The sequence below is a fragment of the Hyella patelloides LEGE 07179 genome, from assembly GCF_900659865.1.
Taxonomy (GTDB): Bacteria; Cyanobacteriota; Cyanobacteriia; order Cyanobacteriales; family Xenococcaceae; genus Hyella; species Hyella patelloides.
In genome coordinates this window covers 1-8,716 of the sequence record NZ_LR214055.1, presented here as the reverse complement: position 1 = coordinate 8,716, position 8,716 = coordinate 1, and the positions used below count along the sequence as shown (strand labels likewise).

Below are 8,716 nucleotides of genomic sequence, written 5' to 3'. Positions count from 1 at the left end.
TTTGTAACCACTGATATATTTGGTCAACAGGTTACTTTGAATGATATCAATATCACTGGTGGCACTGGTGAAGATGTCACTACTGGTGAGCAGTTTCCCATAGTCTAGGGAAGCTGTTGCTTATCCCGCCTAAATGTATCCCCCTTTTGTCACTTTCTGAAAAATCAAGTAAAACAAGAGAACTTGAATAGTGGCTGGGGGATACAACTTTTTTGGCTCTAAATTCTGAGGGGGCGACAACGAATACTTAAACTTCTATCTAGTAAGGATTCTAGATACATTACCTGAGAAAAAATAAATCGTTGTGAAAGGTCTTTTGTGAGATGATAAACTGCGGTCTGCCTTTAGTAGCTTTGCACGATCGCGCAGTGCCAGCCGAAGGCCGATCGGCGAAGCTAGCGCGTTGCGATCGCATTACTAAAAGCCCTCATTTCTTCTTTAAATTGAGACCTTGAGTCGATGAAAATTGCTCTCATGTTCATCAAGGTAAGATTAAGGAAGGCCTTGTTATACAAGACTTTTTAAACGACTTGTCGCCCCCCAGCTTAATCCAGTCTATTTTGCCAGCCCAGAAAAAAACAACCTACCTTTGCAACAATAGCTAACTTTTTGTAGCATCATCGGTTACTACTAACCACACTACAAAAATCAAAAAGGCAATCATGCCAATCAAGGCTACAGCTAGAAATATTATTGTTATCACCTCCTTATTTTTTGTTTGAGAAAATTTGTTTGATAATTTGCCAAAGTTACAGTATTATCCAGACCCAAGGGATTGCTTATAGCGATCGCTTAAATTGGCTATATATTATATATAATTATTTTAATCATTAAAATGACTTTGACTATTTCTGCTTCAGAATATGCTCAACTACATCAACAAAAAACTAAACATTACAACAAAAATTTATTTTTAGAAGAATTTGAAACTATCTATGAAAAACCTAAATGCTTGCTTCAAGGGGGTTTTACTCGTCGCTTAGAGTTAATTCCTGGAATATTATTAGATATTTTTAACTGGAATTATCAAAATGAAATGATCTTGAAAGTTCCAGTTCATCCTCATCCTATACAGTTTTTGTTTTTGTCTTCGGGATTTATTGATTATGAAAATATTTACCCAACTTTTGGCGGTAAACGGAGTTATCTTTCTGGTAGTGGTATCTCACCGTCATATCTAGAAAAATATCGGCGATCGCAATATATTTCAGGTATTAATATTCATATTGAACCTCACAAGTTAACCGAACTTTTTCCCGATTTACTAGAAACTCAATCGCAGTTTGGCAAATTGTTTTTAAAACAAGACGAACTTAAAACCTCTTTTTTTCCCGAAGTAACGCCATTAATGGGAAAAATAGTGCAACAAATAATCAATGCGCCTTTTCATGGTGTAACTAAAAAAATATATTTACAGGGTAAAGTTTTAGAACTTTTGGCACTACAGTTTGAGGCAATTACCACTGACCAAAATCAGCTTAAGTCATTATCTAAATTAAAACCCCAGACTATTAATCGTATCTATCATGCTCAAGATATTCTGCATCATACTTATTATAATCCACCATCAGTAATCGAGTTAGCCCAAACTGTCGGCATCAGCGATCGCACATTACAAAGAGGCTTCCGTCAGTTATTCGATACAACAATCATCGGTTACATAACATTTTTAAGAATATTCCAAGCAGAAAAACTATTGCGTTTGGGTAATACTACTGTAGCTGAAGTTGCTAATGCGATCGGTTATTCCCATTTAGGACATTTTGCAGCAGCCTTTAAGCGTCAATTTGGCATTACTCCTAGCGAGTGTCTAGCAGGGAAGATTTTTAAAGGATGAAGGATGAAAGATCGAAGATGACAAAAGTTAAAGAATTAAGAGAATGTCGGTTTTGGGATTGCGTGGCGGTTTTTGGGTAGACTGAATTTCTTTTGGTCATTTATACTACTTTTCATTATTAGCTAATAATAAAGCTTTGCAATAAAGCTCAATTTATTTGGCGTGTGAGAAGTGGTTATGAATAATTGGTGTTTTTCTAAAGGGTTGCTGCTTAAAAAACTAGAGAACGCGATCGTCTTATCTATTTATGTTGTGGGTGTTATGGTTGCATCTCCTGGTTGGACACAGGAAGTAGAAAATAACTATAAAAAGCAAGAGCGAATAGACAATAGTTTTCATTTTGAAAGGATAAAACCTGCCACGGCTACGTTGAAGCAGGAAGAAATTAAGACAGCCCAAGCAATTACTCAAGTTACGGGAGTACAAATTAATCCTGCTGTAGACGGATTAGAAGTAATTTTAGAAACCGCTACAGGTAATCAATTAGTACCATTGATTTTACCTGAAGGAAAAAGCTTGGTTATCGATATTTTAGACGCAACCTTAGTTTTACCAGATGAAGAAGTATTTAGGGCAGCCAATCCCGCAGAGGGAATAACCGAAATTACCGTAGAACCTTTGCAGGGTAATAGTATCAGAATGACTGTTACAGGAGAAACTCAAGCCCCAAATGCTGAGGTGATACCATCAGAACAAAATTTAGTGTTAAGTATCTCTTCTGATGGAAAAATAGTTACCGAAGCAGATGAATCAATAATTGTCACCGTAACTCGTAGTGCAGAAAGAGAACAAGATGTTCCTCGCAGTATTACAGTCATTGAAAGAGAAGATATTGAAAATCAGACTGGTTTAAATAACAACTTACAAAATATTTTAGGTAAATTAGTTCCTGGTTTGGGTGCGCCAACGCAGAGTATTAGTTCCTTTGGACAATCCCTACGGGGGCGAAATGTTAGTGTGTTAATTGATGGTGTTCCTCAATCTACCAGTCGCAATGTGTTTCGTGATTTCCAGACGATCGATCCTGCTGAAATTGAGCGAATAGAGGTATTACGGGGGCCAACCGCACTTTACGGCGATGGTGCTACGGGGGGGGTAATTAATATTATCACTCGCGGTGCAGGAGAAGAGAAGTTTATCACTCAAGGAGAAATCGGCATTAATGGTTCTTTAACCAATCTCAGTGATAGTTTTGGTGAAAATTTAAAATGGTCGATCGCTGGTAACGAAGATATTGTAGATTATCGAGTCAGCTTTGGCTACAGAGGTACAGATGGATTTTTTGATGCCGATGGCGATCGCATACCTTCCGATCCTAATGCTCAAGGAGGCTTTGCTGATACGAGAACCTTGAACGCTTTGGGCAAAATTGGTATCGATATTAGCGAACAACAAAGACTGCAACTAACTTTTAATTATTTTGACGATCGACAAGATACTGATTTTACCACCGATCCTAGAGTTAATCTGAGCGAAGAACCAGAGCAAGCTAGAGCCATTGAAGGCTTGGACTTAGATAATCCCCAGGAATCAGAAAATACCTTGGTTAATCTGCAATACAGCCATGAAAATATTTTAGGTGGTAGTCTCAATACTCAAATTTACTATCGCGATTATTTCACTAGTTTTTTCCCCTTCGACGCGAGAGAGTTCGATAGTTTGGGTAACACTATTTTTCAGTCGCGGGTGGAATCAGAAAAGTGGGGCGGTAGAGTTAATTTAGATACGCCCATTTTGCCAGAAGATCGGCTTAGCATTGTCTGGGGTGTGGACTATTTTAATGAAAATACCGAACAACCAGTCAATATTTTTGACCCCGATGAATTTGATGCTAGCAATGGTTTAGTGTTCGAGGCAATTGGCGATCGCACTTGGACACCTCCTCTAGATTTAAATAGTTTTGGTGTATTTGCTCAACTAGAATCGAATATTAGCGATCGCTTTATCGTCAGAGGTGGCTTACGTTATGAAAATGCAGGAGTCGATGTAGAAGATTTTACTACCCTAGCTGGTAACAACATTGAAGGGGGAGAATTAGACTTTGATGCAACCTTATTCAATCTGGGTGCGGTATATTCCGCTACAGATAACCTCAGTTTATTTGCCAACTTCGCTCAAGGTTTTTCTCTTTCTGATATCGGTTTAGCCCTACGTAATGCCGATGCTGGTTTTACAGTAGAAACTCTCGATCCTGAACCCCAGAAAGTTGATAGTTACGAAATAGGAGTTAAAGGTAACTGGAACAATCTACAGTTGTCCCTCAGTGGCTTTTACAATGAGTCAGAACTAGGAACTTCTTTTACTGCACCAGGGACAGTATTGCGCGCCCCCGAACAAATCTATGGTTTGGAAGCATCAATAGATATTCAGCCAGCCGAAAATTGGCTTTTAGGAGGGACAATCACCTGGATAGAAGGAGAAATTGATACCGATGATGATGGTGATTTTGAAGATCTTGATAGCTTTCGTATTCCACCGTTAAAAATAACCGCCTATCTAGAAAATGAGACTTTACCAGGTTGGCAAAATCGAATTCAGGCTCTATTTTCAGGTACTCGCGATCCCGAAGGTGATGGATTTGGCTTACAAGAAGTTGATAGCTATTTTGTTTTCGATTTGCTTAGTAGCGTAGATGTTGGCGCGGGAAAAGTTCAATTAGGCGTAGAAAACATTTTTAACAACGATTATTTGCCAGTAGTCTCTCAACTGCAAACTACCAATTCTTCTCGCAGTGCAGCCCGTGGTACGACTTTCAGTTTAAGATACTTGTTTGAATTTTAACTTTGTCACTCTACTTAACAACCAATCTCATTATCTCGATCGTTGAATAAATCGTGTCTCTCGCTCCTCTGTATCTCAATGAACTATTTTCCTTCATTGCTTAACAATCTGCTTAAATCCAGTCTGTCGCTATTTTTATGGTTTAATGTTTTGACTTTAGTAAGCTGTGATTCAAATACAACTTCTATTAGTCAATCTCAGCTAAATAGCGATCGCTATTTGGCAAGTCGTCGAATAAAGCACGCAATGGGAATCACCACAGTTGAAGGAACTCCAAACAGAGTAGTAGTTTTAACCAATGAAGCCACCGATCATATTCTGGCATTAGGAGTTAAACCTATTGGTGCTGTTCAGTCTTGGTGGGGCGAACCCTATTTTGAATACATAAACTTAGAGCTTCAAGGAGTACCCGTTGTCGGAGAAGAACTACAGCCGAGCTTAGAAAAAATTGCTGCTTTAAAACCAGATTTGATCGTTGGCAGCAAATTACGCCATCAAAATATCTATGCCCAACTTTCACAAATTGCGCCCACAGTCTATTCAGAAACTCTAGGTGCAGATTGGAAAGATAACTTTGCTCTTTATGCCCAAGCTTTAAATCGGGAAGAAAAAGCCCAGCAGGTTATGAATCAATGGAATCAGCGAGTTGCAGATTTTCAGTCAAAAATGGGAGATAAATTAAATCGAGAAGTTTCTCTAGTTCGCTTTCTCCCAGGACAAGCCAGGATATATTATCAAGATAATTTTGCAGGAAAAATTTTACAAGAGGTTGGGCTTCAACGTCCTAATTCTCAGCGACAAGACAAGTTTGCCGAGCCAATTACCCTAGAAAGCATTGCTGAAATTGATGGAGATATCATCTTTTATATGACCTTCGATCCTCAAGATAATCGATCGACTAAAATGGCTGACAAATGGCTCGAACATCCTCTTTGGAATAGCCTCAAAGCTTCTAAAGATAACCAAGTTTATCAAGTTAACGACATATATTGGAACACTGGTGCAGGAATCAAAGCTGCTAACAAAATGCTGGATGACTTATATGAATATTTATTAAATGAATAACTCTTTAATATTGTAAGTCTGATGTGAATTAGGAAAAAGCGAGAAAAACACTGAAGATGAAAGTTACCAAGCTTCTTCTCAAAAACATTTCCTCATGGATAGCATAAACTTTGAAAACCTTCTCATCACAATTTTTGTTTTAGTGTAACCGTTCATTATTTCCCAAAGTTTCAACCCAAAGAGCTAATCTAATTTAATGGTCAAGAAATTAAATGAAAAATGTTGACACCTGGATTAATAGCAACAGTATGCTACGGGCTTCTTAGTATTGGAGGAGGAGTCATGGGCTACTTGAAAAGTCAGAGTAAAGTATCCTTGATTTCTGGTGGAGTTAGCGGTTTATTACTGTTAATTTTAGCTGCGATGATGAATTCTGGTATTCAAATCGCTTATCCCATTGCAGTTATAATTATCTCTCTTCTAATTATTGTGTTTATTATCAGATGGTTGAAAACCAAAAAGTTGATACCCGCAGTGCCGATGATCTTTTTTGGTGTTGTTTCACTTGTTTTGATTTTGAATTGATCGTATTTGTCAACTTCTTCCAATAAGCAAGATCGCCTTTGGCAAGTCAACTAAAGAACGAGGAACGAGAACTGGTAATAAAATCGAGGAATGCTCTCGATCAAAGAGCATATCCCATCGACAAGTCGATCGGGCTTGTACCCCTACAAAACTCCTATCGTCAGTCACGGACAAGGTTTGAAACCTTTAGGAAAAAGTAAAAGAAAGTTGTTCCTTGTTCCTGATTCTGATGAGGACGAAGGACGGTCAAAATAATTTATCACCTCGATCTACCAATGTATTTCTTCTCATAAAAACTATTTTACACAATTGGTTTTTCATAAAAGTCGAGTCATAGTACAAATAATCTGACACCAAAAAAATCTTTGAAGATAAGCTATAGCAATCATGACGGTGAATTCTCAATCAAATTAAAAGTCTGAGAAATTTATTACCGTGTGTGACAATTTTCCAGTTTCATTAAAAAATGTTGAATAATCTTGACACGATTGCTAGATTATGGGTGCAAATCGGTTCAGTATTTTACTGAGGAGAAATATTATGATGATCGCATTAATCAGCGTTTTATTTTTAGGTTGGTTTCTAGCTGTTACTATCGGCACTTATGCTTACTTTGCCAACGAACCAAACCGAGGATAAATCTAGTCTGCCAACATTTGAAACATTTTCCAAGCTCTCTCATATATGAGGTAACAATAAGCAATAATGTCCGATTTGAGAAAGAACGAACACCAATTAGTTCAAATAAATGGCTTCATAGATAATTACCAACGGCATTCAAGTATGCTCGAAGTACAAATTTTGAAATTAAAACTGAAAGAAGAAAAACTGAGGGATAAAATCATTTTTCAGTCCATTAAAGACAAAATATCTACTCGTTAGCTGTAACTGCTAGAACTATGCCAATTGAGAAAAGTCCCCTAGAAACTATTAAAAATTGACGGGAGGAAATGCGGTCACGGAAAAGCGCGCTGTCTTACAACAGTACATGCGGACGACGCGCCTATCACGGATACCGCGACCCATACATATAGCGAGTGCTTTAGTGCAAGTCCTTTGTCTAGGTCGGGAAACCCTCCTGCAAGGCTGTTGCGCTATTCCATTTATCCAAGAGATGGGGACTCCCGTGTTGACTTTTGCTCTCCATTAGTTCTAGTTTTTCTGACATTTTTCTCTAAATTGACACTCCCTCGCCAGAGACGAGGGATTCTTAGTTCATCGACTCGCCGTTAGACGACAGGATTGCTCCAACCGACCAAGAGGGCAAATCTCCCCAAGCGTAAGTTCCGCAGTGCCCCTGCGTACTTAAACCCTTTTTGAGTATCTGAATAGCTGATGCATGGTCGCGTTCAATGATGGGAATCCCGCAACTACATATATGAGTCCTAGTAGAAAGTGACTTCTTGACTCTATTGTTGCAGTTTGGGCAATCTTGGCTAGTAAAATGTGGTGGAACAGCTATGGTAATCCTGCCCATCTTCCAACCAAAATACTCTAACCACGATCTAAACTGAGTCCAGCCAGCATCACTAATACTCTTCGCCAATTTACTATTACGAACAAGATTTCTCACCTTTAAATCTTCATAGACGATGCAATCATTAGAAGCACATACGCACCTTGCTAGTTTCACAGCATGGTCAAAACGTTGTCTACTTATTTTTAAATGTGCTAAAGCATATCTCTTTCTTGCTTTGTGATAGTTTTTTGACTGGGGTTTAGCGTTTTTTTTGTACTTGACAGATTTCTGGCGATTAAGTCGTTTAAGTTTGCGCTCTGCTTTTCGATAGAATCGTGGGTTGGGTTCTGTTTCACCGAATGAATCAGATAGAAAGTATTGCAAGCCCATATCCAGCCCTACCGCTCTACCTGTGGGCTGCATATCTTCTTTAATATCTATAGATATTGAGAACTGACAGTAGTAGCCATCGGCACGACGAACCAAACGCACTCGCTTAATCTGTTCTGGTTGATAGTAATAGATGTCTCTCGAACCAACTAACTTAACCCTGCCGATATTGTTTTTATCAGTGAAGGTAATATGTTTTTTGGTGATCTCGTCTAGCTTCCAGCCTGACTTTTTATATTCAACTGAACGAGAATGCTTTTTGAATTTGGGGTAGCCTCTCTTCCCTTGGACTTTCTTCTTACAGTTATCGTAAAAGCGAGAAATACTAGCCCATGCTCGTTCTGCCGACGATTGCCTGGCAGTGGAATTTAAACGAGAAGCAAAATCAAACTCTTTGGCTACTACGGCTGAGTATTTGTTGAGGTCGTACTTATTAACTCCTCTTTTGTCCATCCAAAGACGCAAAGATTTGTTTCGGACGAACTGACCAGTTCGGATAGCCTCGTCAATTGCGTTGTATTGACGGTGTTTAGCTTTGATTTGGTAGAGTCGAGGGAGAGTATTATCTCTCGCCCCTCTCTGTGAAATCTGGACGTGAAAATTTCTTTTCATCCAGCTTCCGAAAATCTTACATCTTTTCGATTTTTGCTCATGTGGAT

General features: G+C 38.6%; 6 protein-coding genes. 5 read left to right on the top strand and 1 reads right to left on the bottom strand.

Going from position 1 to position 8,716, the window contains the following annotated elements:
- The first annotated feature begins 835 nt into the window (after positions 1-835).
- The 5 genes from H1P_RS28170 (at position 836) to H1P_RS39565 (ending at position 6,847) form a co-directional block, all read left to right on the top strand.
- Positions 836-1,837, top strand: a complete 1,002-nt coding sequence (locus H1P_RS28170) for a helix-turn-helix transcriptional regulator (protein ID WP_144873984.1) — start codon at positions 836-838, stop codon at positions 1,835-1,837.
- Positions 1,838-2,014: 177 nt separating this feature from the next.
- A complete protein-coding gene (locus H1P_RS28165) occupies positions 2,015-4,618 on the top strand; it encodes a TonB-dependent siderophore receptor (RefSeq protein WP_144873981.1) in 2,604 nt (867 codons plus the stop codon).
- A 150-nt stretch (positions 4,619-4,768) separates the two neighbouring features.
- Entirely contained in the window at positions 4,769-5,683 is a 915-nt protein-coding gene (locus tag H1P_RS28160) for an ABC transporter substrate-binding protein (RefSeq protein ID WP_222427284.1), read from the top strand.
- Between the two features lie 219 nt (positions 5,684-5,902).
- Positions 5,903-6,208: a TMEM14 family protein gene (locus H1P_RS28155; protein ID WP_144873977.1), complete on the top strand. Its 306-nt coding sequence runs from the start codon at positions 5,903-5,905 to the stop codon at positions 6,206-6,208.
- Between the two features lie 540 nt (positions 6,209-6,748).
- Entirely contained in the window at positions 6,749-6,847 is a 99-nt protein-coding gene (locus H1P_RS39565; RefSeq protein WP_342799620.1) for an endonuclease, read from the top strand.
- 571 nt (positions 6,848-7,418) lie between these two features.
- Here the strand turns inward: H1P_RS39565 and H1P_RS28150 are convergent.
- Complete coding sequence (locus H1P_RS28150; RefSeq protein WP_246141986.1) at positions 7,419-8,669, bottom strand: RNA-guided endonuclease InsQ/TnpB family protein; 1,251 nt, start codon at positions 8,667-8,669, stop codon at positions 7,419-7,421.
- Between the last annotated feature and the right edge of the window lie 47 nt (positions 8,670-8,716).